The organism is Mucilaginibacter pankratovii (assembly GCF_014773265.1).
Taxonomy (GTDB): domain Bacteria; phylum Bacteroidota; class Bacteroidia; order Sphingobacteriales; family Sphingobacteriaceae; genus Mucilaginibacter; species Mucilaginibacter pankratovii.
In genome coordinates this window covers 58,758-85,245 of record NZ_JACWMY010000018.1, presented here as the reverse complement: position 1 = coordinate 85,245, position 26,488 = coordinate 58,758, and the positions used below count along the sequence as shown (strand labels likewise).

Below are 26,488 nucleotides of genomic sequence, written 5' to 3'. Positions count from 1 at the left end.
ATCATCATAAATATACCCGACTCACAATTTTATTATTGAGCTTTCTGTTTTGCGGGCTTAGCGCCGCTTACGCCCAGGTGCAGCCCACTGCTGCTGATACTGTAAAAGGGGCTAAAATGAAGTCGATAGAGTTAAAGCAGCAAAATAAACAGGGTGCGGAACTCGGTTCGCAATATGATATCGGCGACCTGTTCAAAGATATCTTTCACCCCAAACGCAAGCCCGATAGTGTTTATAAGAAATCCTCCGGGATCACCATTATACCCAATATCGCATCGAACCCAAGTATCGGGTCGCAGCTGGGCATAAAGGCAGTAGCAGGCCGTAAACTGGGTAACGACCCCAATACGCTGTTATCCGTTGCGGCTACGTCTGCATCCATCACTACAAAGGGTATTATTTACTTTTACGTAAATCACAACATTTACACACCGGGCAATAACTGGAACTTCCAGGGTAACCTGGTAATTGCCAAGACCGTTTCGCCCGATTATGGGCTGGGCATAGCCCAGGCAAATAACGGCAGCACAGAAGACCAAATACTCGCCAATGCCGACCGTAAAGGGCGTGCGTTGCACTCCGTTTATTTCAACATCCGCGAGAAAGTTTATAAGGAAGTGCAGAAAAACCTTTTTGTGGGTGCCGGCGTATCGTTTGATATCCGCAGCAATATCGAAGATACCAAATCAACCGGGCTTACGCCGTATACTATCTATAACGAACGCCACGGCTTTAGCAATGGCAGCTACCAGGCAAACGGGCTGCTGTTTAACGTACAATACACAACCCGCGATAATCAAAACCGTGCTTATAAAGGTTTTTATATTGATGCTGGTTTTCGCGTAAACCAGGAATGGATGGGCAGTTCCAAAAATGCATTACAGTTCACCACCGACTTCCGTAAATACTTTAGCCTTTCTACCGAACATCCCGAGCATGTTATTGCGTTTTGGAATTGGGGCTCTTACCTCATTGCTGGGAATATCCCCTATCTCGAATTGCCGGGCACTGCTAAAGACGGCAGTTTTCGTAGCGGGCGCGGGTATGTATCGCAATATTTTAAAGGCACCAAATACAATTACTCCGAGGCGGAATACCGTTTTCCCATCACCCGCAATAAATTCCTAAGCGGTGTGGCCTTTTTTAACCTGCAAACTGCAAATGATGAGGCAGGTACTAAACTCTTCCAGGTTTGGCAGCCGGGCTATGGCGGCGGTTTACGTGTGCTGTTCAACAAAGCCACCCGTACCAACCTGTGCCTTGATTACGCGTGGGGTAAATACGGCGCCAGGGGCTTCTTTTTGGGATTGAATGAGGCATTTTAAATCTCATCCGCTGGCAAAAGCATAATCCATTATCATATTCGGATTATCCATTTACAGCGGCAAACAGCCTGCCTATTTTTATAGCAACCAATTTCATTGTTATAAATCTACCTGTAATGGCTGCTAAAAGATATTTTCTTGCCTGTTTACTATTGATCATTTCGGCGCAAAGCTTTGCCCAGCAAGCGCAAAAAGCCCGTATGCGCGAATTTATGGATCAGCGTTTTGGCATGTTTGTGCACTTTGGTCCCGTAACCTTAAGGGGCACCGAAATTGGCTGGAGCCGCAATAAAGAAGTGGCCCAGGCCGATTATGACAGTCTTTACAAGGAATTTAATCCGGTTTTATTTAATGCCGACGCCTGGGTAAAGGCCGCCAAAGATGCCGGCATTAAATACCTGGTGATCACCGCCAAACACCACGACGGATTTTGCCTGTGGCCCACAAAATTCTCTGACTATAACATCATGAACAGCCCTTTTAAACGGGATATTGTTGGCGAATTGGCGAAAGCCTGCAAAAAGCAAGGGATGATCTTCGGCATCTACTGCACAGTGTTGGATTGGCACGATAAGAACTACCCTATCCAAAACCCTAATGATTCTACCCAAAATGTAAAAGGTGATATGACCGCCTTTAAGACCACCATGAAAGGTGAACTAAAGGAGCTTATCACCAGATACGACCCTTACCTGCTTTGGTTTGATGGCTACTGGGAAAAACCATGGACCAATGCCGACGGTCGCGAGATATATGATTACATTAAAAGTATCAACCCTCAAATATTGGTGAACAACCGCCTGGGTAAAGTAAGTGAGGTGCTGAACAATGAATCGGTTGGGGATTACCTCACGCCTGAACAACGCATAGGGCAGCTAAATATGAACGAACCATGGGAAAGCTGTATCACTATTTGCCAGCAATGGGCATGGAAACCGAACGACCAGATGAAATCGTTAAAGGAGTGCATCCAAACGCTGGTAAAAACAGCTGCCGGCAACGGCAACCTGCTGTTTAATGTTGGCCCGATGATGGATGGCCGCATAGAAGGCAGGCAGGTGGCCCGCCTTAAAGAAATTGGCGACTGGATGAAAATTTACGGCAGCAGCGTTTACAATACCAGGGGCGGCCCATTTGTACCAAACGATAATTTCGCCAGTACCCGTAAAGGCAACAAGATCTATATCCACATATTTAAAAGCGCGGGCAATACGCTAACTATCCCGGCTATCACAGGTGTGATTATTAATAAAGCCTCGTTGTTCGGCGGCGAAAAGGTAGACGCGAAACAAAGTGGCAATGCCATACAGATAATTCTGCCCGCCAAACTGCCTGACGAAAACGATAACGTGGTAATACTGGAAATAAACCAGGATGCCGAAAAACTACCCGTAATAAAGGCTTAAAATGGAGAGAACGAAGATTCTTTTTATCGTTTTGATGATCCTTATCATCTGTGTGGCTGCTTACATTTATAAACCTGCAGAGGAGCACCCCCCTGTAAAGCGTTACGCCAGCATTACCGGGTTAAAACCGGATAAGATTGCCCGCTATAAATACCTGCACGCCCATGCCTGGCCTAAAGTGCTCAAAAAGATAAAGGAGTGCAACATCCGTAATTATTCTATCTATCTGAAAAACATAAACGGTAAACCTTACCTCTTCAGCTATTTTGAATACGTGGGAGAGAATTTTACCGCCGATATGCAAAAGATGGCCGCCGATACAACCACTCAAAATTGGTGGAAAGAAACCGACCCAACCCAACTCCCCCTCCCCGATGCCGTAGCCAAAGGAAAGATCTGGAGCGATATGGAAGAAGTGTTCCATACTCCCTAAACAACAAAGCGCCCCGATCAAATGACTGGGGCGCTTCTATTTTGAGCTGTCTTGAATCTCGATTCTTACCTCTTGATTCTAAAGATCTCTTAGTATAAGGTAAACTCAACCCTACGGTTAGCCTGGCGGCCAGCAGCAGTTTTGTTAGTAGCAATCGGCTGGCTTTCACCATAACCTGTAGCTTCTATGCGTGATGCGTTTGCACCTTTGCTTACCAAGTAGGCCTTGATAGATTCTGCACGGTCTTTAGATAACCTTAAGTTTAAGGCATCTGAACCTGTATCATCTGTGTGGCCTGCTAATTTAAGGCTGAAGTTTTTATCGGTCAGCAATTTAGCAACCCTATCCAAACTTGGGAACGATTTAGGGCGGATAGTTGCCTTACCCAAATCAAATTCAAGGTTATTGATAGCATCTTTAACCACGCGTTTGTCTTCTTCGGTTACGTAAACTTTAACCTCGGCTTTTGCAAGCGGGCAACCCGAACCATCTACCTTGGTACCGGCAGGTGTATTAGGGCATTTATCGTAAAAATCAGGCACGCCGTCTGCATCACTATCAACCGTGAATTTCGCTAAGTTGGCATTCGTAGCGTCAAGATCAGCGCGCAATTTATCATTAGCGGCTTTTTCAGCATCTATTTGAGCCTGTAACGCAGCCTTATTTTGTTGATCTTGCCACAGGTATTCGGTACGCATACTGTTTACCGGGTTATGTGTAGCTAATTGTGGTTTTTTGCTGCTGCCTAATGCAAATTCTAAACCAATGTGCGCGTAAGAGAATTTATCGCTTCCGCCGCCGTAGTTGTAACCATCAAAATTATCGGTGGCAACAAAATTAACCTGGTAACCCATATCAAGGTTTACACCACGGCCCAGGTTGAATTTTAAACCTGCACCAACCGGGATAAACACCTCGCGGATGCTTTCGTCGTTCGCTTTAAAGTTTGTAGAAACACCTGCAGCAGTTGTTAATACCGGTTTGTAGTTAATTACACCACCACCAAAAGTAACATAGGGCTGTATTGCGCCTTTTTGATGGCGCCAGTTAATGTTTGCCAATGTAAGGTTACCACTTAAGGCTGCCGACCATTGTACTTTTGTTTGGAAGCTGTTATATGCCGAGCCGGGCTGGGCATCTTTACCTTTTACCTTACCTGCAAGGAAATCGGCCTGTAAGCCAAATGATGGCAGTATTTGCTTTTTGATGTAGCCACCGTAACCTAATTCGGCCTGTGGAGTTGTAAAATCTTGTTTACCGTTTGTACCAAAAATGGTGTAAGGGGTTAAAACACCACCATGGATACCTATAGACCAGGTGCGGAAAGCGCCGCCGCCCGAAAATGGCTGTACATAATCTTTAGTAACTGTTGTGTCGGGGGATTGGGCAAACAGTTTACTGCCAACCATAAGGCCGGTTAACAGCAATGTTGCTTTTTTTAAATTTGTTTTCATGTTGTATGATTTGGTATCGCCCGTTATAATATACAACGGGCTTACCCCCGACAGGCAACATTTATGCCAACAAGCATATTTGCAAAACGCAATCAGGTGCCTGAACCTTTATTAGTGCTAAAAGGTTTAGCTAAACTACTATCCATTAGTAATTTATATAAGAAGGCCCCACAACGCCCGATTTTGAAGATTTGAGGTATTTAATTACGATTAAACAGAAAAATTGGCCCTAAAAATATACGCTTTTGCCGTTTTACTTGGTTTCTACCTGTAAAAGTTGGTAGCTAAACTGGTACACACTATCGCTAAACACAAATTTTATGCTGAATTTTTGAGACACCGGCTGGCCGTTAACCGTAGCCGGAATAATATCCCTCATGCTCTTCAACCTGTTGATGATGCCCCTTGCCAGGTCTTCTCTAAATGCCTGGCGGCTGCGCATATTGGTAAACTCCCCAGTTACAGAAATTTCGCCCTCAATTGTAAAACTGTTATCCAGTTCTTTTAGGTTTGCTGTGCTTAAAAACGGACTTATGAGGTCTTTAATTTCTTCGCCGAATGCGTTGTTGCCGTCTTTATGCCGTGCACTCGCTACCTTGTCGGGCCCAACTCCGTTACATATTACGGGCGAAAAATACATCGCTTCTACATTTGATAATGGCATTTTAAAAAAGCTGACGAATTGGATGTGCGATTTATCGGTATAGGTGTAAGTGCCGGCATCGTTACTACCATCCTGGAAAGCGCCTTTCTTAAAGTGTTCTGTATATAAGGTATTGCCACTGGCAGCATTGGTCAGTTTCCAGGTACCGTCGGGCTTGCCGTTAAGCAATTTGCCTTTCCAGTACATATTACGCATATCATTTATATATACACCGGTGCCGGCGGCAACCACTTTGGTGCCATCGGCCTTCCAGGCTTCGGTTATGGTGTACTCGCCATCGGTTACTTCAAAATTCACTTCGGGTTTGCCGTTATCGTAATACATCTCCCATTTGCCGTCGTAAGCATTGTTTTTAAAGCTGCCCTTTGCACGTAAATTGCCATTAAGGTACCTGGCAAAAAAAGGCCCGTTCTTTTGGCCGTCTTCGTTATAATAGCCTTCGGATACCACCAGGCTGGGCTCTGCTTTGCTTACATCTTTAAAATGGCCGCTGAAGATCCTGTCGGTAAAGTTGTAATGCGCGTAGCGGATGATCTGGGCGCAATCGTCTTCGATTAAAAAATATTCATCGTTCAAACCTATCGCAATGCTATCCTGGCCAATGGTTTTAAACATGATGCGCCGCTCTTTAGTTTGCGCTTTCGCGAAATTGAGGGTAATACAAAGGAATACAAAAACAAAAAGGGGATTTTTCATTGTGCTGGTTTGGCGCACAAAAGGTAGTTAATTTTTGCGTAGAAGCAAAACCCTAAGCCATCACCGCCACCATATTAAATATAGGGTTAGCGAGAATGATATCGCCTGTGGTAGCAGAAGCGGCCAATGCCGTTTCAGGAGAGATCGCCTTGGTGAAGAGTTTCCATGCGGTGTCCGGGTCGAGGGTTACCGAGGCATCTACTTTTTCGGGAGATAGGCCTTTCATCAATTCCCATTTATTAGGGCTTCTTTTTAAAAACCAATCGCCGCCGACATCGCTGGTAATGGTGAATTTGATAACCGTACCTTCCTTTGCCGGCGTATTGCGGTATGTATGCGGCAGGGCGTACATAAAGGTATCAATAACCGGGTAAAAAAGCTCCCTGGTTATCAGCCCCGGTTTGCCAACCGCATCGCGGATCTGCTGCTGGTGATGCCATTTCTCGGTGTACTCGCGCGCTATGTGGAACCAGTTAAGCGAGGTATCCTCCCCTGCCCAGGCCACCGAAAACATGGCCGGCGCAAAGGGATCAAGGGTGTGGAGGTATTCTACATACTGCTTGCCTGTGCTTTCCAGTTGTTGGGTGATCAAAGCGGGGCTTACCCGTTTCATGGCTTTTACCCAAACCGCGTTCAATTCATTTAAAAAAGAAACCAGGTCCTGGTAGCTGTTTATTTGGGGCGGAGCTTCGTTATTTTGATAGCCGTTTAAAGCGGCAATGGCGCGTACGTTACCATCCAGCAGGTGGGCGGCAATATCCTTTACATTCCATAGTTTGGCAACAGTGGGTTTGTGCCAGTCGTGGGGAGATAAGGAGGCAAGTAATTCCACCAATAACTTATCCAGTACCGGGAAAAGGTGCAGGGTTTGTACGGGAATTACTTGCTCCATAATTATTTATGCCTGGCTTTGCTCTAATGCCTGTACAATATCGTTGATCACGTCTTCGGCTTTCTCCAATCCTGCCGATATGCGGATCAACCCCGGTGTAATACCTACCGATGCGCGTTCCTCGTCGGTTAATTTAGAGTGTGTGGTGCTTGCCGGGTGCGAGGCAATGCTACGGCTATCGCCCAGGTTGGCCGTTACCGAGATCAGTTCCAATGCATCTAAAAACTTACGACCGGCAACAACGCCGCCTTTTATCTCGAAACAAAGCACACCACCGCCGGCTTTCATTTGCTTTTTGGCGATATCATACTGCGGGTGCCCCTTCAGGAAGGGGTATTTAACCCAGCTTACGTTGGGATTGCTTTGCAGGGTCTCGGCAATTTTTAACGCGTTTGCGCAATGGCGCTCCATGCGCACGTCTAAGGTTTCTAAACTTTTGCTTAATACCCAGGCATTAAATGGCGACATGGCCGGCCCGGTGTTGCGGCAAAACAGGTAGATCTCTTTGATCAGGTCGGCACGGCCAACAATTACGCCGCCCAGTACCCTGCCCTGCCCGTCTATCCATTTAGTGGCCGAGTGTACAATAATATCTGCACCAAAATCTACCGGCCTTTGCAGCAATGGTGTAGCAAAGCAATTATCAACGTTGAATATCAGGTTGTGCTTTTTAGTGAACTGCCCTGCCCATTCCAGGTCGATAACCTCCAACTGCGGGTTGGTTGGTGTTTCCAGGTAAAGCATTTTGGTGTTTGGCTGTACGGCCGCCTCCCAGGCTGCTTTATCATTTGCGGGGATAAGCGTGCAGGTGATTCCCCAGCGAGGCAAATATTTATTTACGATGGTAAAAGTACTCCCAAAAACCGAGCTGCAGCACAGCAGGTGGTCGCCGCTTTTTAGTAAACCCATAAAGGTAGAGAAGATGGCGCTCATCCCGGTTGACGTAGCAAAGCCATCGTCACAGCCTTCCAAAGCGCACATTTTGGCCACAAATTCATCAACGGTTGGGTTGCTGAAACGGCTGTAAATGTTCTCATCGTTCTCATCAGCAAACGCGGCGCGCATGGTTTCGGCCTCGTTAAAAGTAAAGCTGCTGGTTAAATATAAGGGCGATGAATGCTCGTTTTGAAGTGTTTTGGGGGCACGGATACGTATGGCCTTGGTTATGGGATCTAATTCTTTTGACATTTTATTTCTGTAGTATATTATATTATTTAGCAGGATGTATAATTACCTGCCATTTGATATCGGCTTCGGCTTTATAAAGGGTGGCTGCAACCGAACAGTATTTGCCAAGCGATAGTTCAACGGCTTTATTTGCCTTTTCCTCATCGATGGTTCCGTATAAATGAAATTCTAAATTGATGGTTTGCCAAAGCGATGGCTCTTTGCCGGCTTCGCGTTCGCCGCTGATCACCATCTCGTAACCGGTAACATCCTGGCGCTGCTTGCGCAGGATAGCGATCACATCAATGGCCGAGCATCCGCCCAAACCCATCAGCAGCATTTGCATGGGGCGTACCCCAAAGTTTTCGCCGCCACTTTCGGGGCTGCTGTCCATCCGTACGGTGTGCCCGTATTCATCGTGTGCTTCAAAGCCGTATTCGCCGCTTACGCGTGCAAGTTTTATAGTAGGCATGGTATTTAAATAATTTTGCTAAGGTAATAATGATATAATATTAATACTACCGATCCGGTCAATTTTAGCAAATTTGGTAAAAAGCTGAGTTGGCTGTGACACTGATGGGCTTTACCCAAAGTACAGAAATGAGGTTAACGGGTGCAAATGAGCAAGTTACCCGTACGGCTTCGTAATATTACTGTGGTAAATAATCAACTTTACTTTTAATTGGTGAAATTCGCTCTGTCTGTTCTGTAAAACTCTTATACATGAAAAAGCTGCTCTTAATTATTGCCATCCTGTTCTGCACGGGCGCTGCCTGCTTTGCCCAAAGCAATCTGGTATCATACGACGACTTAAGTTACCTACTGCACAATAATATCAACAGGGCCGATACCTTTTTCATTGCAAAAGGGTACACGCTGGCCGAAAAGAATATCAAGAAAAACACCCGGAAATATACACTGGCTATACCGGGTGGAACCTATAGTAATGTAAACGTACGGATAGACGGCAGACGCTTGTTTTTAGAGATAGAAACCAACGAATTACAGCAATACAACCTCATTTACAATTCCATTGCCGATTACCTGAACAAAGCTACCAGTACCGCCGATGTGCAAGCCTATACAGTAAAAGACCTGGGCAGCATTTATGTAATGGTGAATGACGCTGTCCCTTATAATCCGCTACGACGTGTTTTTGATATCCAAATCGTATCTGATAAGGCGATAACGGCGTATAATTAGGTCATTCCCAAAAGCCAAACGTCATGCCGAACTTGTTTCGGCACCCCATCATATCAGTAGCCACCATGCTAAGACGCTTTGTATAGACGATACCTTGCAAGTGGGGTGCCGAAACAAGTTCGGCATGACGGTAAGAGATTGGCCTACAACCTATCCTTCAGCCGTATCACCAGCTTCAGGCCCGACCATACCTCATCCACCGCGCAAACTTTCACATCTACCAGCCCGGTGTGCAGGGCATAATCGCGGATCTTATCTTCCGTAACATCGGTCGCAACTTTTGACGCTTTTTTTGGCCAGGATACCCAAATGATACCATCCTGCGTAATTTGTTGCCTCAATACAGGGAGGATGGCAACGAGTTCCTGGTATTCTTTTGTGAAAAAATGGACGAGATTAACGGAGGTTGAATGATCGTCCACCAACACAATATCCGGCGGCAGATCGGTAAACAGTTCAAAATAATGCCCGGGCTGATTGATAAGCCGAACGTTAAAGCCTGATCTGATGCCCAGCTTTTTTGCCAATGGCGTACCCGAATAGCCTGCTATTTGCATTTATTTTAATTGGTTTAAATGATGTACCATGTGTGCAACATAATCATTAGCAATAAATTCAACGGTATTATAAACCGGCTCGCCCCTGTTATTATCGCAGGTTATCCGCCAGCGTTCGGCCGGGTAAGTGGCTAATACGCGTGCTATTTGCAGGTTCACCAGTTCCCATAGTTTCAGCAGGTTGTTCATATCAGCTTCGGCATAATGTTGGGCCTGTACCCATTCTTCCTGATAGTATATCAGCTTAAACTTTTCCTCGTAAGTACAACGCACAAAGCGCTGCAGGTTTATGTGGGCGCTATCTATTAGGTGGCCTATAATTTGTTTGTTGCTCCATTTGCCGGGGGCGGCTGTGTTTTGCCAGTTGATGGCTGGTGCGCGGTTATCTAAAAAACCGGTGATAATGTTAGTTAATTGTTCGGCTATGTGGGGCATGACGGGCTAAGGGTAAATTTCATTTTAAATATCCTTATTCTGTATAAATTATTCAAAAAAAATTAACTTCAAGGCCTGAAACATACTTATGGCCCTTAACTACATCTGGATAGCGTTTTTCCTTATCGCTTTTGTTATCGCGCTTTGCAAGCTCATTTTTTTGGGCGATGTAGATGCCTTTAAACTGCTGGTAGATGGCATGTTCGATATGTCGAAGTCATCCGTGATGGATATCGCGCTTCCGCTTGCGGGCAATATGGTTTTATGGCTGGGGATCATGAACATTGGCGAACGCGCCGGTGCCATGAACTTTTTGGCCCGCATAGTTGGCCCGTTTCTCGGCAGGTTGTTCCCCGAAGTACCGAAGAACCACCCCGCCAACGGGCAAATGATGATGAATTTTTCGGCCAACCTGCTGGGGCTGGATAATGCAGCTACCCCGCTTGGTTTAAAGGCCATGGGCAGTTTGCAGGAGCTTAACCCCGATAAAGAAACCGCCTCCAACGCGCAGATCATGTTTTTGGTGCTGCATACTTCGGGTTTACAGTTGTTGCCGGTTACCATCATCGCGCAGCGGTATATCCTGCACGCTAAAGATCCCGCTGATGTATTTATCCCCTGTATCATCGCCACTTATGTTGCTACGGTTGTTGGGTTGCTCGCAGTGTCTATCAAACAAAAAATAAACTTGTGGGACAGGGTGATCATCGCCTGGCTGGGCGGCATGACCGCCTTTGTTACGTTACTGGTTTGGACATTCACCACGCAGTTAAATCACGACCAGATAACGCTGGTTTCCAAAGTGGTCAGCAACACGCTCATCTTCTGTATCCCCATCGTATTCATATTAGGCGCTATGCGCAAGCGTATCAACGTATTCGAGGCATTTATAGATGGTGCTAAAGACGGTTTCGGGGTGTCGGTAAAGATCATCCCCTACCTGGTAGCCATGCTGGTGGCCATCAGTGTGTTCCGTAACAGCGGCGCGCTCACTTATCTTAACGATGGTGTACGCTGGGTAGTAAGCCAGGCAAATTTAGATACCCGCTTTGTAGACGCCCTGCCTGTAGCCTATATGAAACCATTAAGCGGCTCGGGCTCCAAAGCGATGATGATAAGCACCATGCAAACTTACGGGCCGGATAGTTTCGCGGGGCGCCTCGGTTCGGTTTTTAACGGTTCTGCCGATACCACTTTCTATATCGTGGCGCTTTATTTTGGTTCGGTTGGCATCAAAAGGTCGAGGTATGCTATCCCCGCTGGATTGATAGCCGATCTGGCCGGGGTTATTGCTGCAATTTTTATATCCTACTTGTTTTTTGGATAAAAAAAGCGACTAAAATTAGCTAATTCATAATTTCTTATCAAAAAGTGATGGATAATTTACGTTATATGAAATTATAGCACCAGTTGCAACCCGCGGGTTTTGATTTTCGTATACAATGTTTTTCGATTTTGGTTTTAAAAACCGTTCACTATTTGTAACAATTATGTTATTTTAGCGTGCCGCTACGCAAAGCTATGCAAGAGATTTGATGGAGAGAATTTTTACAAGGAGTTTACTGTTTGTTTTTACTTTTTGCTGCTTCATTATAACAGGTGCCCATGCGCAAACTGTTATTATTGGCAATATCGATCCCGGCCCATACGGCCAAAGCTCAACTATTGCCGTACCATTTCACCTCAATACAACAACCGCGTGTGCAAGCTCTACCAATGTTTTTAATTTATATCTTTCTGATGCTGGCGGAAACTTTGGTGCGCCAAAATTAATAGGCAGCTACGCGGGTTTTTACGGCACTTTTGTAAACGGCATCATCCCAAGTGGCACCGCGCCCAGCTCAAATTACCGGGTCAGGATACAATGTACCGACCCGGCCATCCTCCCGGTGACGTCGGGGCCATTTACCATTAGCGCTTCGCCCGGGGTTACAGCCGGTACATCATCGCAGGCTATCAACACGGCAAACCCCGAAATATTTGGCTCCTGTATCGGCTCTGATAATACATCGTATGCTTTTGTAAACGCGTCATCGGCCGGTGCGGCGGCATCTGCAACTTTCTTTAACGAACTTTCGCAAACCGATGAAGGTACCATCACCTTCCCCGCAGCACCTTTTATTGCCAAGGCAGCCAACTATACGGTTATTGTAAGGGCTACCGAGGCCGGCATAGCGGGTACAAAGGCTTATACACTTATTAATAACCTTGTGAATAACAGTTTTGGCGCATCGGGCAGTAACCAGGTGTGTTTAAACGGGCAAAACAAACTTACTTATAGTGTAGATATCAACTCGCCTAATGGCATCCAAAGAAACTACCCCGGCCTTATTTACAGCGTAACCTGGGGAGATGGGCTAAGCGCGGATTTCACCCTTTGCGATATAGTGGCCGCCGGCGGCTTTATAAGCCATATCTACAAAAAAGCGTCGTGCGGTAACGTGGCAAACGGGTTGCAAAACGTTTTCCAGATAGACCTACAGCCAACCAGTCCTTTTTGCGGTAAACTCGGTACGCCGGTTACAGGTTATGCGCGGGTGATAGAAGCACCAAAAAACATTATTCAGCATCAAGATGCGGCATGCACCAATACACCGGTAATATTTGGCAACATATCTATCCCAGGCCAGGACCCCAACAGCACATCATTTGATTGTACCAACACCGCTGCCCTGTATACCTGGGTGGTAGATGGTGTGGTTGTTGCCGTAAACTACCCGCTCGAAAAAGGATTGGAATATACCTTTACCACCAACGGCCAGCATTTTGTAGGGCTGCATTTACAAAACGGGAACGCGATATGTGATGTAAAGGATACCGTTATTAATATCTGTATTCAGGATCCTCCTAAACCCTCCTTTACACTGGCAAATTCCACCATTTGTACATCGGGCCCTGTTACACCCGTAAACACTTCGATTGTTGATGAAAATTGTGATGCCAATACTACCTACACCTGGCGGGTAACCGGCCCCGCTCAACCGGGCTTTTTAGGCGGCACAAACGCTAACAGCAAAACGCCAACATTTAACTTTACCGTACCGGGCTTGTATACCTTAACCTTAGATATCACCACCATCAGCTGCGGCCTGGTATCGTCCGAACCACAGGAAGTAGTAATCAACTTAGACCCGGTGGCACAACTATCTGCAGACGCGCTGGTATGCGGCAAAGACCAGGTGCTCACCTTCGGCCCCAATGCCACTACTACAAAAACCACGCTTACTGGAACGGCCAAAACCCTGCCTACCACCTACGTGTGGACAATTACCGGCGGTGCCTTTAGTTTTGAGAATGGCACAACCGCCAACAGCCAATACCCACAGATAAAATTCACCGACTATAATACCTATACCATCACCGTAACCCATACCAATAATTGCAACGTAGCTTCCGATTCGCAGGTACTCACCTTCGAGGAAGCGCCGCTGGTTAACGCCGGTGGCGACCAAACCGTTTGCGAGGGTAACACGGTGAGTTTAGCCGCAGCCAATATTACCGGGGTTTACAATAGCTTTAGATGGGTGGGCGGCACAGGAACTTTCAGCCCGGGCCGGAATGTGATGAAACCTACTTACACCCCGTCTGCGGCCGAAATATCCGCCGGCACGGCAACTATCAGCCTGGAGGTTACTACCAACCTTGCGGCACCCTGTAACGTCATCAGCACCCCTGCCGTGATCACCATTACGCGTAAGGATAACATTACCAGCGTAAATACGGCAGAAGTGTGTACCAGCTCTAATTTTACGTATACCATCACCTCGGCAAATCCCGTATCCACCTTTAGCTGGACGGCCAGCGTTGTTTCGGGCAGTGCAACGGGCTTTGGCGCAACAGGAAGCGGTAATACCATTAATGATGTGATTAACGATACCGGCGTGGGCGACGCTGTTGTAAGGTACATCATCACCCCAACAACAAACGGATGCCCCGGAAACCCTTTCACGTTGGATCTGACGGTGAACCGTATCCCTGTTTTAACCGCAACGCCTTCGGCAGCGCCCATATGCAGCGGTCAGCCCACCGGCATTGTACTCACATCTACCCAGCCAAATACAACTTATACCTGGACTAGCGTGGCCGATGCCGATATACATTTGAACTCGGAACAGGCAACACCCATTGCTGTTACCACTATACCCGATCTGCTGACCAATACCGGCACCCTATATGGCACTGTTAAATACACCATCACCCCATACCATGGCGCCTGTGCGGGCCAACCTGTAACCGTAACCGTTGTTATAGCACCACCGCCAATAGCAGCGCTGGCAGGCCCTGATGAAGCTATATGTAACGGGCCAACTTACACCCTGCAGGGCAACGACCCATCGCCGGGTACAGGGCAATGGACACTGATATCGGGCCAAACGGGCGTAACCTTTTCAAACAGTGCAAGCCCTACCGCAGTGGTTAGTGGTTTAAAACCGGGCAATGTTTACCAGTTTGTATGGAGTATTAACACATCGCCGGGTTGTACACCAAATACTGACGAATTAACCATCACCGTAGATGCCCCTACCATTGGCGGTATTATAGCAGGCTCGGCATCGGTATGCGCGGATGTTAACCACGACTTCCTCACCCTATCAGGCAACCTGGGCACGGTTTTAAACTGGGAATCGTCAACAGATGGTGTTAACTGGGTTACGCTGCTGGATGTCACCGACCAGTACGAATACACCAACCTTACCCAAACCACCCAATTCAGGGCCGTAGTGCAAAACGGAACCTGTGCTGTCGAGCGCTCTGCCATTGCCACTATTATCGTGAACCAACCTGTAATACCAGCAAGTGGCGGCTTGCCTTTAACCACGTTATGTAATGCCACAATCTTTACATTAAGTGGTAACGACCCGACACCGTTTGCCGGGATTTGGACACAAACAGGCGGCCCGCCAGTAATTTTTGCCGATGCAACAGACCCTAAAACGCAAATTACAGGCTTAGTTGGCGGCAACACCTATAAATTCACCTGGACCATAAAAGGCACCGCGCCCTGCGCCGACAGCCAAAACGAGATAACCATTGTAAACAACCCGGATATTACACCAAAATTCATAACCGATTTTGCCAACACCGTTTGCGGGCCGGTTACCGTTAACTTTACCAACCAGTCGACTCCCAACCTTGCAAGCACCAGTTACCTGTGGGATTTTGGAGATGGCACCGGCAATTCAAACGCAGCGAGCCCTCAGCATACCTTTTTACCCCGTACAGACGGGCGCGATACCGTTTATACCGTTTCGTTAAGCATCATTAACAATTGCGTTCCGCGTGTGGCGGCTACATTTGATATAACCGTAAGGCCTTCGGCCCCGATAGCTTCCATATTACCCGAGCGGCTTTCGGGTTGCGGCTCGCTGGCTATCAAGGTAAAAAACACTTCGCCGGGCAACAACGCCAAATACGATTTTTTTGTGTACGATGGCAACGTCAAAATATTCCAGGAAACCAGAACGGATAAATCAGACGTAACTTTTGCGCCCCTGGGGCCGCCGGTAAACAATAAGTTTTACGATGTATACGTGGTAGCAACAGATCTTTGCGGTACTACTGATAAAAGTATCTCTATCCCTATCAATATATTCCCGGCTACCTTTGTACCGCTGTTTTTTGCCAAAGACAGTAAAACTGCCGGTTGCTATCCCTTTACGGCAAATTTCGAAAACATATCTTCGGGTGGGGATGAGTTTTTTTACCGAATATTTGATGTGAACGGCGTTGAGGTTGATAACATACAGGGCAGCAAAACCGAACAGCCGTACACGTTTTCGGCCCCGGGTACTTACTTTGTAAGCATAGTTGCAAAAAACGCCTGTGCCACCTTCGAATCTACCGAAAAGATAAAATTTGAAGCCTATCCACAACCATTGCCCAATTTTACTGCCGATATTACCAGCGGTTGTAAAGCTATAAGGATAAACTTTGCAAATACTACTGCTGCTAACGGCGCAATGCCCCCGCAATCCTTAAGTTACGAATGGGACTTTGGCGACGGCACAGCGCACTTTTTTGGGTATACACCAATACCGCACTTATATACCGCTAAAAATTCGCCGTATACGGTTACATTAAAGGTTACCAACCTATCTACGGGCTGTACCGATGTTATTGTAAAAACCAACTTCATTAAAGTTATCGCTGCGCCGAATGTAGATTTTGACGCCAGCCCGGGTTTTATCACCAAGATCCCTAATTACCACTTTGCGTTCGACGATAAAACATCTGGCAACCCGGTAAGCTGGGCTTGGGATTTTGGCGATAACAGCACTTCTACCCAGCAAAACCCCGGGCATACCTATGCCGATACGGGCACCTATAAAGTTACCCTGCGCGTAATTAACCGCGATGGCTGCGATAGTACCGTATCGCACAACGTACAAATTACCGGCGTGCCGGGGCAACTATATATACCAAACGCGTTTATGCCGGCCGGCAGCACAACAGAACTGCGTACCTTTGTAATGAAAGGATCGGGCATAGCCAGCTGGCGGATGCAGATATTTAATAACTGGGGGCAATTGGTTTGGGAAACTACCAAACTTAACAGTACCGGCGAACCTGTAGAAAGCTGGGATGGCACTTATAAAGGTGTGCCAGCGCAACAGGGCGTATACGTATGGCAGGCGACGGCCAAATTTGTAAACGGCACCGACTGGAAAGGTATGCAGTATGGGGCAACCACTTTACCAAAACGCACGGGTGTAATACATTTAATAAGATAGTGATGAAAAGAACGATGAAACTGTATGTTTTTTTGCTTGCTATACTTAGCGGTGTAAGAGCATCGGCGCAGGACCATATGTACTCACAGTTCTTCAATTCGCCTAATTACCTTAACCCGGCACTGAATGGGCAATTTGAGGGTGACCTGCGTATGAATTTGATTTACCGCAACCAATACTCATCTGTTGCGGGCGGCGGCCTTTCTTACCTCACCGCATCTATAGATTACAATGTACCACGTTTTGGCGGCGGCTTTGGGCTGATGTTCACCCGCGCCAGCGAAGGGACAGCCTACCTCACCAAAAACAATATCTCGGGGATATACTCCTACAGCGTTGGCTCCGATAGCTATGTACTCTCTTTTGGCTTGCAGGCCGGCGTTACCAACCGGTCGGTAGATTATTCCAAGCTTATCTTCAGCGACCAGATCGATCCCCGGCTGGGTTATATCCCCGGCTCTACTTCGGGCGCAGATGCCGCTTTGTTCAATAATAAATTCTATTTTGATTCGGGCGCGGGTATAAACCTTACCGCCGGGAATTTTAATATAGGCGGTGCCGTGCAGCATATCAACAGGCCAAATGAATCGTTCACCGGCGTACCCGCCAAGCTGCCCATGCGCGGCGTTTTTCATGCCAGCTACAGGTATAACATCACACAGGATGATAATTTAGATGAAGATCAAAAATCGTATGTGATACCATCGGTGGTATTTTACAAGCAATCGCAGGCGCAATCCTTAAGCGTAGGCTTTCAATACAAACGGCGCAGCATAAACGCGGGGCTTTGGTACCGCAGCGGCGGCTTAAGCAACGGCCCAAGCTCCGTGGTGGTATCGTTTATATTTGATGTTTTTATTAACCACGATGGCGGTGAAAAAATGCGTTTAGGTGTAAGCCACGATGTGCCATCGGGCAAGGGATTAAATTACAGCAACACCAGCGGTACCACCGAGGGCAGCATTGGGTACGAAACCACCCTTCCCTACAGGGGCAACGAGTACAGAAAATTTAATGGCAATCGCAGATGTTACGATTTTTATTAAATTTGAAAATTAGTGCCGTTATCCACCGGTTTTATTACATATATGGAAAAAGATTACTTAAAAGCCAAACAAATAAAGAAAGAGTCGGCTAAAACGGCTGTATGGCTGTTGGTAGCGTTTGGTATTGTGTTTGTGTTTATACTTGTTAAAATAGCAAATTCCAATTCCATGTCGGTTTTTAACGGGCTGCCGGATAGCGACGCCGCTTATGCTATGGCTAAACTCTATATCAGGCCGGCGGTTAGGTCAACCAATGTTACTTTTCATGATGACAGCTATAAATTTGCCAAAAAATCCGATTCGGTATACGTTATCAAATCTTCGTACTCGGCACGCGAAAGCGACGGGCAAAGTACCACTACGTATTTCACCATATCGATGAGATATATGGGTGGTAGCGCCAAAAAAGAAGAAAGCTGGAAATTGCTGGACCTGAATCAGGAATAGCCCTTAACTTATCCAATGGATATCCCTCAAAAAGAGTTTATTATTGATGGTTCGGCGGTAATTGGCCGGGCGCAATATCAAACGGTTGTAAAAAGCGGCAACCATACCTTAATTGCCGATGAGCCCATAGATGATGGCGGCACCGACACGGGCATGTCGCCTTATAACCTGCTGATGGCAAGTTTGGCAAGCTGTACGGCTATTACCCTGCGCATGTATATCAACCGTAAAATGTGGATAATAGAGGAGATTACGGTAGACCTGGAAATGTATCGTACCGAAACAGGCATATTTATAGAAAGCAAGCTAAAATTTAAGGGCGAAGTTACACCAGAGCAAAAGAAACGGCTGATAACCATTGCAGATGCCTGCCCTATTCATAAAATTTTGGTGGGAAATATAGTTATCAATACCAGTTTGCAGTAAGCAGTTAGCAAAAAAAAGCAAACTGGAAACTGTCCACTGGGAACTGCAAACTATTTCAACCCCTTTACAAAGATATCTATCAGCAGCAGGCGCTTGTTGTGGATCTCGTCGAGGTGTTCCTTTTTGGGGAAGTTTACCTTTTTTTGCATCGCCCCTACCTTTATACCGTGTAAGGCATCTAAAAATACATCAACAATTTCGGCGGGGTTATCTATAGGTTGTATAGTACCTTTCTCCGCTTCTATCTGGATAGCCTGGCTAAGCAGCCGGGTTTCAGCATCGCGGATCTGGTTTACAATGCTCCAAATAGTATCGGGCAGGTTTTGCTCGTTCAGCCTTACAAAATCAAAGAAATTGTAATTTGTAACAATAAACTCGTGATGGGTATTCACCTGGAACAGGAATGCATCGCGCAGGTTGGTAAAATGGCCTATCTTATCTTCGAGCAATTGTAAATAATCATTAGCCAGCTTGCGCATAACGGCCATGTACAACTCGCTTTTATCCGGAAAATAGTAATACAGCAAAGCCTTAGACATCGACAGATCGCCTGCTATTTCGTTCATCGTGGTTTTTGAGTAACCATAATGCAAAAAGCGCTGATGTGATGCCTCCAGAATTTTTTCTCGTTTTATATCCTGCTGATCTATGCCTGCACTCATTTTCTCTCGTATCCGTGTATGTAAATGTACTTTTCCTGACTTATTTAACAAAAATATCAATTTTTCAGGGTCAACTGTACATCCGACATTAAAAGATGATATTCAAATGTTAAAATCAACCGTTGCGTAAAATAGCAATACCAACAAAAAGGGCCGCGCAGTTGATCTGCGCGGCCCTTTTTGTTGGTTTATGTAACCTCAGCTTAATTTGCTGCGTCGGCCAATTCTAATTTACGTTTCTCTTTAGCTTTTTTCTCATCCTGATTACCGAAGAAGTAATGCTTCATGTTTACGCGGATGATATACATACATGGCACCAGGATCAGGGTGATGATGGTTGCAAAACCAAGACCGAAGATCATTGTCCACGCTAACGGCCCCCAGAAGGCAACGTTATCGCCACCGAAGTGGATATGCGGTTCGAAATGAGTGAACAAGCCCACGAAATCGATATTGAAACCAACGGCCAGCGGTATTAAGCCTAAGATGGCAGCCGTAGCGGTTAACAATACCGGCGTCATACGGGTGTGCCCGGCTTCTACCACGGCATCGTGCAGGCTGGTACCCTGCTCTATCAACATGTCGGTAAACTCTACCAGCAAGATCCCGTTACGTACCACCACACCCGCAAGTGCTATGATACCAACCCCGGTCATTACAATGGCCATCGTCATCCCGAAGATACTTACCCCGAGCAATACGCCAATAATACTAAAGAAGATCTCGCTGATGATGATAAATGTTTTACCGATGGAATTAAACTGTATCATGAGGATGATGAGAATCAGCCCAAATGACGTAGCCATTGCGCCACCAAGGAATATTACGGCTTCCATCTGGTCTTCCTGCCCGCCACCCTGGCGAATGATAATGTCATCAGGATGTTTAAAATTATCCAATGCCTTCAAAATACTGGCATTTACATCATTAGGGTTATTTGGTTTAATAACATTCGACCCTAATGTAAGCACCCTCCTTGATTGTTTACGTTTTATATTACTGTAAGTATCGGTATACCTCACATCAGTAAATGCGGAGATAGGCACCTGTCGTATAGAACCGCCCGTTGCCATATCGCGATAAGTTATCTTTAAATTCCGTATCTCATCTATATTACTCCGCTGGCTATCCAATGCACGCACCTGTATTTTGTAATCGTCCTCTTTAGTGTTCCTAAAGTTTGCAGCGGGGACGCCAAAAATAGCGGCTTGCAAGTTGTCTGTTATTGTTTTGGTGGAGATGCCCTCGCGGTTAGCGCGTTCCCTGTCAATATCAAATACAATTTCGGGCTTGTCGTTCTGCACATCGGCAATTAAGTTTTCAATACCTGCTATATTTTGTTTGGCCAGGTAAACTTTTAACCTGTTGCTGGTTTTCACCAACGAATCGAGGTTGTCTCCAATCAATTCAATAGCAATATCTTTCTGCACCGGCGGGCCGCTATTTTCCTGCACTACAGATATTTTGGCACCGGGTACACCTTGTACTGCACCGCGTATCTTCTTCAATATTGCTTTGGTATCCTTTCCATTACGTTTACCAAATTCAACAAAGGCAACAGTAACTTTACCCTTGTTTTGATAATCGCCCTGGTCCTCATCAGTTGGGTCGCTTACGCCTTTGGTAACGTTTGATATAACCGAGGAAACGATATCTTTATCAGGCTCTACTATTTCAGCTACGCGTTTTTCTATCTTTTTGGTAACCTCGTTTGTTGTAGCCTGGTCGGTACCTATGGGCATAGCTATATATACGTATGCAAAGTTAGGATCGCCGGCCGGGAAAAACTCCGGGGTTTTCCCCAGGAAATGATTGATTACCAGTGCCAGTATAAACAACACCATGGTACCCGACAGAACAGTTAACGGACGCTTAACGGCGCGCTCCAGCCATTTGGCATACCAAGCCTGGAATTTTGGCCACGCTTTGTTTTGGAACCTGTCTATCACCCGCAGCAGCAGGAAATGGTTTAACAGATATAACACAACGATCAGCGCCATAAAATTACCAATACCCACATTTATAAAATACCCAACCGCGGTTGCAATGCCCAGGTAAATAAGGGCGCGTTTGGTAGCTTTATCAAATTTAGGATTATCATGTTCGCCCTCGTGGTGAGGTTTCATAAAATCAACCGCGAAAACCGGGTTCATAATATAGGCTACTACTAATGATGCCAGCAAGGTGATGATAAGCGTTATGGGGAGGAAGAACATGAAGTGCCCTATCAAGCTGTTCCAGAATGCTAAGGGTATAAATGGTGCAAGGGTTGTCATGGTACCAGAGAATACCGGTAAAAACACCTCGCCGGCAGCCATTTTAGCGGCTTCTTTAATAGGCACTTTGCCATTATCAAAAATACGGTGGGTGTTTTCTATTACCACAATGGCATCATCTACCACAATACCCAGGGCAAGCAGGAACGAGAACAGCACGATCATGTTGAGCGTAAACCCAATGGCCGGCATTATGAGGAAAGCGATGAAGCAGGATAAAGGTACCGACAGCGCCACAAATATGGCATTGGTGGTCCCCATAAAAAACATCAGGATAACGGTAACCAGTATAAAACCAATGATGATGGTATTAATAAGGTCGTTAAGCGTAGTTTTGGTTTTGGTAGACTGGTCTCCCGTTACCGTGATATCCAGGCCCTTAGGAAACACCGTTTTTTGCTTCAATTTTATCAGATCGTTTATCTTCTCCGATGCTTCGATCAAGTTTTCGCCTGCTCTTTTACTTACATTTAAGGTAATTACATTTTTAAAGTTGGGGTTATCGTTTGTTTTTAAACGCGCATAACTTTCCTGCTCTAAAAACGAATCTTTTACATCTGCAATATCGCGCAGATAAACCGCCTGGCCTTTTGGGTTACGTATAACCATCGCTTTTACCTGGTCGGCATCTTTAAAATCCTGTTTAATGTCGATGCTTCTGCGTACCCCGTCTGTTTTAACGGTACCGGCAGATGACAGGATATTTTCGTTACCAACCGCCTGGATAATGTCAGTAAAGCTAATTTGCGCCGAGGCCATTTTATTCAGATCCACGTTCACCTGTATTTCGGGCGTTAGCGCGCCAACTTCATCAACCTTCGAGATCTCTTTGTAACTTTCTATCTCATCCTTTAAAAGGTCGGCATATTCCTTAAGGCGTTTAAGATCATAATTGCCCGATACGTTAATATACAAAATAGGAAGGTCGGCAACGTTAATATCAGATATTACCGATTCTTTAAGGTTCTGATCGCCCTGTGGCAGATCTTGTTTTGCCTTATCTACTGCATCTTTAACGTCGATTTTTGCATCCTTGATAGCAATGTTTGCCTGAAACTCAGCTGTAATGATAGATACATTTTGTACCGAGTTAGATGTTACCTTTTTTAAGCCTTTCAGCGACTTTAATTTTTTTTCGATCTGCCTGGTTACCAGGTTCTCCACGTTCTGCGGCGACTGGCCCAAAAATTGGGTGGTAACAAACACCTTCGACTGCGCTATATCCGGAAAGTTTTCCTTAGGCAAAGCGTTGTAACTAATTAGCCCCAGCACCGAGATCAAAAATATGAGTACGTAAATGGCTGTTTTATTATCGATGGCCCAACTTGAGGGCGCGAATTCTTTCTTAATGTCTTTCATAATTAAAAGATCAGATTTTTAATAAATTTAGTTACCAGACTGTGTAGCTTTAACTTTGTCGCCATCCTCAATATCGGCGGCACCTTCGGTTATTAGCTCTTCCCCGCCTTTTAAACCCGATAATATTTCGGCCTGGCCGCCATAGGTAATACCCAACTTCACGTTCTTTTGCCTGGCAATACCACCTTCATTAACAAAAACATAATCGCCCGTTTCTGAGCGTTGAACGGCCTTCACCGGAATTGCTATCGCATCGTTTTTAGTATAATTCGCTATTTTAATAATAGCCGTCATGTTGGGGCGAAGCGAGGCGCGGTGTGGCAATTTAATTTCAACTGCAAAACTGCGCGAGGTTGGGTCGATTGCTTTGGATGCGAAGGTAACCGTGGTAGTTAACGAGTCCTTTGCATCAGGCACTAATATTTGCACCTGGTTACCAGTGTTTACGCTGCCAGCATAAGATTCAGGCACATCGGCCTTTACTTTCAATACATCAGCGTTTACTATACGGATACCATTACCTGCTTGCCCCGGCTGCAAAGCCTGGCCAAGTTTAAGATCCATTTGGTCGATAGTTCCGCTGATAGGCGATGTAATGCGATACAAATTTGCTTGTGAACGCAAGGCGGCAACAGATTTCAACCCGGCCTTGTAATTTGTCTGTGCTTGCAAAAATTGCACTTCGGTACCAATCTTTTGATCCCATAGATTCTTCTGGCGCTCATATACGGTTTTAGCCAGATCTAAATTAGCCTCGGTTTGGGCTATTTGTTGCTGTAATACGCTATTATCTAACTGAGCCAATACCTGGCCTTTGCTCACATGCTGGCCTGGTTTTACATAAAGGCCTGTGATTGTACCCGGCGATTGAGAAAAAGCAGTAACATTATCCTGCGCATCAATTTTACCCTGTATTTGTACGTAGTTTACAAACTGGCTGGTTTTCACTTCCAGCGCACCAACTTCCACCGCTTTGGATGAATCTACGGTGCCTATTTCGCTTTGCAGTTTAGTTATTTTGGCGTTTATTTCCTGCTGTTGTTTTTGCAGGTCGGCCAGTTCTGCCTTTTTATCCTTTGGTTTGTTTGAGCATGCTGCTAAAAACAGGATAGCCGGTATGTATAATAGTTTTTTCATGTTATATGGAGTATATATGAGTTTGTTTAAGTTTTGATTATTGAATTCGTCCGTATGCTCTGTCCAGATCTACTTTACTTACTAAAGCATCATAAAGGCCCTGTATATATTGGTTGTCGGCGTTTTGCAGGTCGGTTTGTGCCTGGGTAACTTCTATACTGCTGCCCACCCCCTGCTGGTATTTTATTTTGGCAACACGCAACACCTCACGCGCCAGCTCCTGGCTGCGTTTTTGGTTGTTAAGAGATTGCAAACCATTAAAATACATGGTTTTTGCCGATTGCGCCTGTAAGTTTAAACCGTTTTTTGCCTGCGCCAGGCTATTTTCTGCTTTTAACACCGTGATCTGCGATTGTTTAACCCGGTTAGTACGCTGAAAACCACTAAAGATAGGAACCTTCAATGTGAGGCCAATATAGCTTGAAGGAAAAGTCGTGCTGTACAGATCACCAAAGCTGTTATTCTGATAAGAGAACGTGTAAGCAGCGTTTGCAGATAACGTAGGCAAAAACTGCGCTTTTACACGTCTTAGGTCAAACCTGTTCAGGCGCAGGTTTGTTTCCAGTAAACCGTACTCCGCACGGTTGCGGTAAGCTGCGGTGTCAATAGACATTTCGGCAACATTTTCGTCCAGTTTTACATCAGCCAGTACGCTCTGCAGGGTAAGATTGTATTCTATTGGCATCCCTATCTGAAATTTCAGCACCTGGTAGTTCAACGCAAGCAAACGCAGGGTATTCTCGCGGGTGGTTACCAAATTATTGTATTGAACGGCAATTCTGTCTACATCTATTTTCTCTACAAAACCCTGTTTGTTTTGTGCTACCGTTTGATCCTGCAATTGCTTAAGCTGGGCAATATTCGCATCCAGCAATTTCACTTGCTCAAGGTTCACTAATAACTGGTAGTAAGCTTTAGTAACAGCTACATTCATATCTATTTTAGTGCGATTATAGGCCCTGTTATAAAGCTCTTTATATGTTTTACGCCCCTGCAATCCTATAATATAGCTCGGATCGAACAACAGCTGGCTGGCGTTTACGCCTAAGTTTGAAGAGTATTTAACACCAAACTTAACCGGTATAAATGTGCCTGCGGGTGCGCCAAAAACTTCGCCGGGCAGCAATGTAGTAGGTATCTTTAAATAATCCTGGATAGATGCTGTGCCATCTATTTGCGGAAAGCCCTGCCCAATGATCTCTTTCACCCTATAATCGGCGCTTTTAACATCCAGCGCTGCATTCACAACCGAATCGCGATGCTCGTAGGCATAGTTAACCGCATCCTGTATAGTGAAGCTATAGGTTTGATTTGCCGGTTGCGCCTGCGAAAAGCCCTTAAGGCTTGCACCTGCGCAAAGCATTATGATTAGTAGTCGTTTCATTTTGATATTCATATATATGATAGGTTTGTTATATTCTGTTATTATCACCTTACAAAGAAATTCTTTTGATTGACAGCCCTATGTCAGCAGCTTTTTAATTGCTTATATTTTGTTCTTTATATTTATCCAGCAGTTCGTGCCCTTTAATGGTACAAATGCCGTAATTAAAATGCTCCAGCAATTGCACCTGTACTTTCCAGCTGTTAAAGTGCCCTATCGGGAAAATCTGCGTGTTAAAGCCCATTTCTACCTGGTTTACTCGCATGGTTGCCAATATCTTTACATCAATATCGTTGCGGATGAACCCCTGGTTAATGCCTTTTAATAAAAGCTCTTCCAGTTTCTTAATGATCACCTCGGCTTTAAACCGCTGAAACTCCTGCCATGCTTCGGGGTGATACTTCTGCATATCGTGAAATACGATAGGGTTTACCCGCGACAAAATCTCCTCCGAACATTTCATCATTTTTATCATTTCCTCAATCACATTTGCGGAGCTTTCCATAATGGCGTTCATTTCCCGCTCGTCTTCCTGTAACCTGCTTTTTACCAGCGCAACAACTAATTCATTCTTATCGCCAAAAAACTGGTAAATGGTTTTTTTCGACATACCCAGATGCCGGGCTATATCGTCCATTGTTACACTCTTGATGCCGGCCTGTAAAAACAGGTCGAGCGCGCCCTTAATTATTCTTTCTTCCTGACTCATTGACTTTCGGAGTCAAAACTATGGAAACATTTTTAGATTTCAAAGTTTCCATTGGATATTACCGTTCGGTGACAATCGC

Annotated in this window: 21 protein-coding genes; 9 read left to right on the top strand and 12 right to left on the bottom strand. The window is 45.6% G+C overall.

The window, feature by feature from the left end; genetic code table 11:
* Window positions 1-35: 35 nt before the first annotated feature.
* The 3 genes from IDJ77_RS26140 to IDJ77_RS26130 all read left to right on the top strand — a co-directional run bounded on the left by IDJ77_RS26140 (window position 36) and on the right by IDJ77_RS26130 (window position 3,164).
* Complete coding sequence (locus tag IDJ77_RS26140) at window positions 36-1,325, top strand: BamA/TamA family outer membrane protein (protein WP_224751243.1); 1,290 nt, start codon at window positions 36-38, stop codon at window positions 1,323-1,325.
* A 116-nt stretch (window positions 1,326-1,441) separates the two neighbouring features.
* The gene (locus IDJ77_RS26135; RefSeq protein WP_191191948.1) at window positions 1,442-2,731 is read left to right on the top strand and encodes an alpha-L-fucosidase; all 1,290 of its coding nucleotides are present in this window, start codon (window positions 1,442-1,444) and stop codon (window positions 2,729-2,731) included.
* A 1-nt stretch (window position 2,732) separates the two neighbouring features.
* On the top strand, window positions 2,733-3,164 hold the full coding sequence (locus IDJ77_RS26130) for an L-rhamnose mutarotase (protein ID WP_224751242.1): 432 nt from the start codon (window positions 2,733-2,735) through the stop codon (window positions 3,162-3,164).
* An 89-nt stretch (window positions 3,165-3,253) separates the two neighbouring features.
* Here IDJ77_RS26130 and IDJ77_RS26125 read toward each other — a convergent pair whose 3' ends face one another.
* From IDJ77_RS26125 to IDJ77_RS26105, 5 genes are all read right to left on the bottom strand, one after another.
* The gene (locus tag IDJ77_RS26125; protein WP_191191947.1) at window positions 3,254-4,618 is read right to left on the bottom strand and encodes an OmpA family protein; all 1,365 of its coding nucleotides are present in this window, start codon (window positions 4,616-4,618) and stop codon (window positions 3,254-3,256) included.
* A 253-nt stretch (window positions 4,619-4,871) separates the two neighbouring features.
* A complete protein-coding gene (locus IDJ77_RS26120) occupies window positions 4,872-5,978 on the bottom strand; it encodes a toxin-antitoxin system YwqK family antitoxin (RefSeq protein WP_191191946.1) in 1,107 nt (368 codons plus the stop codon).
* 52 nt (window positions 5,979-6,030) lie between these two features.
* Window positions 6,031-6,870: a maleylpyruvate isomerase N-terminal domain-containing protein gene (locus IDJ77_RS26115; RefSeq protein ID WP_191191945.1), complete on the bottom strand. Its 840-nt coding sequence runs from the start codon at window positions 6,868-6,870 to the stop codon at window positions 6,031-6,033.
* 6 nt (window positions 6,871-6,876) lie between these two features.
* Entirely contained in the window at window positions 6,877-8,058 is a 1,182-nt protein-coding gene (locus tag IDJ77_RS26110; RefSeq protein ID WP_191191944.1) for a trans-sulfuration enzyme family protein, read from the bottom strand.
* A gap of 22 nt (window positions 8,059-8,080) precedes the next feature.
* A complete protein-coding gene (locus IDJ77_RS26105; RefSeq protein WP_191191943.1) occupies window positions 8,081-8,509 on the bottom strand; it encodes an OsmC family protein in 429 nt (142 codons plus the stop codon).
* Between the two features lie 251 nt (window positions 8,510-8,760).
* On the opposite strand from IDJ77_RS26105, the gene IDJ77_RS26100 reads away from it, so the two are divergent.
* Window positions 8,761-9,240 carry a hypothetical protein gene (locus IDJ77_RS26100; RefSeq protein ID WP_191191942.1) on the top strand — a complete coding sequence of 160 codons (480 nt, stop codon included), beginning with the start codon at window positions 8,761-8,763 and terminating at the stop codon, window positions 9,238-9,240.
* A gap of 143 nt (window positions 9,241-9,383) precedes the next feature.
* Here IDJ77_RS26100 and IDJ77_RS26095 read toward each other — a convergent pair whose 3' ends face one another.
* Both IDJ77_RS26095 and IDJ77_RS26090 read right to left on the bottom strand, forming a co-directional pair.
* Window positions 9,384-9,797 (bottom strand): DUF3052 family protein, encoded by a 414-nt coding sequence (locus IDJ77_RS26095; protein WP_191191941.1) that lies wholly within the window; start codon window positions 9,795-9,797, stop codon window positions 9,384-9,386.
* Window positions 9,798-10,232 carry a DinB family protein gene (locus IDJ77_RS26090; RefSeq protein ID WP_191191940.1) on the bottom strand — a complete coding sequence of 145 codons (435 nt, stop codon included), beginning with the start codon at window positions 10,230-10,232 and terminating at the stop codon, window positions 9,798-9,800. It abuts the gene before it with no gap.
* Window positions 10,233-10,320: 88 nt separating this feature from the next.
* On the opposite strand from IDJ77_RS26090, the gene IDJ77_RS26085 reads away from it, so the two are divergent.
* From IDJ77_RS26085 to IDJ77_RS26065, 5 genes are all read left to right on the top strand, one after another.
* Window positions 10,321-11,559 carry a nucleoside recognition domain-containing protein gene (locus IDJ77_RS26085; protein WP_191191939.1) on the top strand — a complete coding sequence of 413 codons (1,239 nt, stop codon included), beginning with the start codon at window positions 10,321-10,323 and terminating at the stop codon, window positions 11,557-11,559.
* A 208-nt stretch (window positions 11,560-11,767) separates the two neighbouring features.
* Window positions 11,768-16,963, top strand: coding sequence for a PKD domain-containing protein (locus IDJ77_RS26080; RefSeq protein WP_191191938.1), 5,196 nt, complete (start codon window positions 11,768-11,770; stop codon window positions 16,961-16,963).
* Between the two features lie 2 nt (window positions 16,964-16,965).
* Complete coding sequence (locus IDJ77_RS26075) at window positions 16,966-18,009, top strand: PorP/SprF family type IX secretion system membrane protein (RefSeq protein WP_224751241.1); 1,044 nt, start codon at window positions 16,966-16,968, stop codon at window positions 18,007-18,009.
* Between the two features lie 42 nt (window positions 18,010-18,051).
* Window positions 18,052-18,456 carry a hypothetical protein gene (locus IDJ77_RS26070; RefSeq protein ID WP_191191937.1) on the top strand — a complete coding sequence of 135 codons (405 nt, stop codon included), beginning with the start codon at window positions 18,052-18,054 and terminating at the stop codon, window positions 18,454-18,456.
* 15 nt (window positions 18,457-18,471) lie between these two features.
* A complete protein-coding gene (locus tag IDJ77_RS26065) occupies window positions 18,472-18,882 on the top strand; it encodes an OsmC family protein (protein WP_191191936.1) in 411 nt (136 codons plus the stop codon).
* A 50-nt stretch (window positions 18,883-18,932) separates the two neighbouring features.
* Here IDJ77_RS26065 and IDJ77_RS26060 read toward each other — a convergent pair whose 3' ends face one another.
* From IDJ77_RS26060 to IDJ77_RS26040, 5 genes are all read right to left on the bottom strand, one after another.
* Window positions 18,933-19,544, bottom strand: a complete 612-nt coding sequence (locus tag IDJ77_RS26060; protein ID WP_191191935.1) for a TetR/AcrR family transcriptional regulator — start codon at window positions 19,542-19,544, stop codon at window positions 18,933-18,935.
* A gap of 203 nt (window positions 19,545-19,747) precedes the next feature.
* Entirely contained in the window at window positions 19,748-23,179 is a 3,432-nt protein-coding gene (locus IDJ77_RS26055) for an efflux RND transporter permease subunit (RefSeq protein WP_191191934.1), read from the bottom strand.
* 27 nt (window positions 23,180-23,206) lie between these two features.
* Window positions 23,207-24,316: an efflux RND transporter periplasmic adaptor subunit gene (locus tag IDJ77_RS26050; RefSeq protein ID WP_191191933.1), complete on the bottom strand. Its 1,110-nt coding sequence runs from the start codon at window positions 24,314-24,316 to the stop codon at window positions 23,207-23,209.
* 37 nt (window positions 24,317-24,353) lie between these two features.
* Entirely contained in the window at window positions 24,354-25,700 is a 1,347-nt protein-coding gene (locus IDJ77_RS26045; protein WP_191191932.1) for a TolC family protein, read from the bottom strand.
* 94 nt (window positions 25,701-25,794) lie between these two features.
* Window positions 25,795-26,409 (bottom strand): TetR/AcrR family transcriptional regulator, encoded by a 615-nt coding sequence (locus IDJ77_RS26040; RefSeq protein ID WP_191191931.1) that lies wholly within the window; start codon window positions 26,407-26,409, stop codon window positions 25,795-25,797.
* Between the last annotated feature and the right edge of the window lie 79 nt (window positions 26,410-26,488).

Coding starts and splice junctions, on each gene's coding strand:
- IDJ77_RS26135 (WP_191191948.1), top strand. CDS start 1,442: ATGGCTGCTAAAAGATATTTTCTTGCCTGTTTACTATTGATCATTTCG.
- IDJ77_RS26130 (WP_224751242.1), top strand. CDS start 2,733: ATGGAGAGAACGAAGATTCTTTTTATCGTTTTGATGATCCTTATCATC.
- IDJ77_RS26125 (WP_191191947.1), bottom strand. CDS start 4,618: ATGAAAACAAATTTAAAAAAAGCAACATTGCTGTTAACCGGCCTTATG.
- IDJ77_RS26120 (WP_191191946.1), bottom strand. CDS start 5,978: ATGAAAAATCCCCTTTTTGTTTTTGTATTCCTTTGTATTACCCTCAAT.
- IDJ77_RS26115 (WP_191191945.1), bottom strand. CDS start 6,870: ATGGAGCAAGTAATTCCCGTACAAACCCTGCACCTTTTCCCGGTACTG.
- IDJ77_RS26110 (WP_191191944.1), bottom strand. CDS start 8,058: ATGTCAAAAGAATTAGATCCCATAACCAAGGCCATACGTATCCGTGCC.
- IDJ77_RS26105 (WP_191191943.1), bottom strand. CDS start 8,509: ATGCCTACTATAAAACTTGCACGCGTAAGCGGCGAATACGGCTTTGAA.
- IDJ77_RS26100 (WP_191191942.1), top strand. CDS start 8,761: ATGAAAAAGCTGCTCTTAATTATTGCCATCCTGTTCTGCACGGGCGCT.
- IDJ77_RS26095 (WP_191191941.1), bottom strand. CDS start 9,797: ATGCAAATAGCAGGCTATTCGGGTACGCCATTGGCAAAAAAGCTGGGC.
- IDJ77_RS26090 (WP_191191940.1), bottom strand. CDS start 10,232: ATGCCCCACATAGCCGAACAATTAACTAACATTATCACCGGTTTTTTA.
- IDJ77_RS26085 (WP_191191939.1), top strand. CDS start 10,321: ATGGCCCTTAACTACATCTGGATAGCGTTTTTCCTTATCGCTTTTGTT.
- IDJ77_RS26080 (WP_191191938.1), top strand. CDS start 11,768: ATGGAGAGAATTTTTACAAGGAGTTTACTGTTTGTTTTTACTTTTTGC.
- IDJ77_RS26075 (WP_224751241.1), top strand. CDS start 16,966: ATGAAAAGAACGATGAAACTGTATGTTTTTTTGCTTGCTATACTTAGC.
- IDJ77_RS26070 (WP_191191937.1), top strand. CDS start 18,052: ATGGAAAAAGATTACTTAAAAGCCAAACAAATAAAGAAAGAGTCGGCT.
- IDJ77_RS26065 (WP_191191936.1), top strand. CDS start 18,472: ATGGATATCCCTCAAAAAGAGTTTATTATTGATGGTTCGGCGGTAATT.
- IDJ77_RS26060 (WP_191191935.1), bottom strand. CDS start 19,544: ATGAGTGCAGGCATAGATCAGCAGGATATAAAACGAGAAAAAATTCTG.
- IDJ77_RS26055 (WP_191191934.1), bottom strand. CDS start 23,179: ATGAAAGACATTAAGAAAGAATTCGCGCCCTCAAGTTGGGCCATCGAT.
- IDJ77_RS26050 (WP_191191933.1), bottom strand. CDS start 24,316: ATGAAAAAACTATTATACATACCGGCTATCCTGTTTTTAGCAGCATGC.
- IDJ77_RS26045 (WP_191191932.1), bottom strand. CDS start 25,700: ATGAAACGACTACTAATCATAATGCTTTGCGCAGGTGCAAGCCTTAAG.
- IDJ77_RS26040 (WP_191191931.1), bottom strand. CDS start 26,409: ATGAGTCAGGAAGAAAGAATAATTAAGGGCGCGCTCGACCTGTTTTTA.